Origin of the sequence: Pseudoalteromonas sp. RB2-MNA-CIBAN-0110 (assembly GCF_040309305.1) — a bacterium.
Classification (GTDB): Bacteria; Pseudomonadota; Gammaproteobacteria; order Enterobacterales; family Alteromonadaceae; genus Pseudoalteromonas; species Pseudoalteromonas arctica.
Map to the genome: position 1 here is coordinate 1 of NZ_JBEOOQ010000315.1, position 240 is coordinate 240.

General features: G+C 42.9%; 1 protein-coding gene. It reads left to right on the top strand.

Features of this window, described 5'->3' with window-relative positions; all coding sequences use genetic code 11:
- On the top strand, positions 1-240 hold a 240-nt coding region (locus AAEY68_RS21640; RefSeq protein WP_350586892.1), incomplete at both ends, for a diguanylate cyclase domain-containing protein.

The window sequence follows — 240 nt, forward strand, 5'->3', positions numbered from 1 at the left end:
CATTAGGCCATCAATTAGGTGATAGTTTACTGGCAAAGCTTGCTATGCGTTTAAATAAGCTCACCCGTGAAAATGACGTATTTTATCGCCTTGGCGGCGATGAATTTGCGCTAGTTATGTCAAACACCAACGATATTCTCACTATCACTCGCATGGCTAAACAGTTTTTGGCGGCCATAGCTACACCATTTAAAATGGCAGGCCATGAACTTGCTATCACCTCAAGCGTTGGTATAGTGT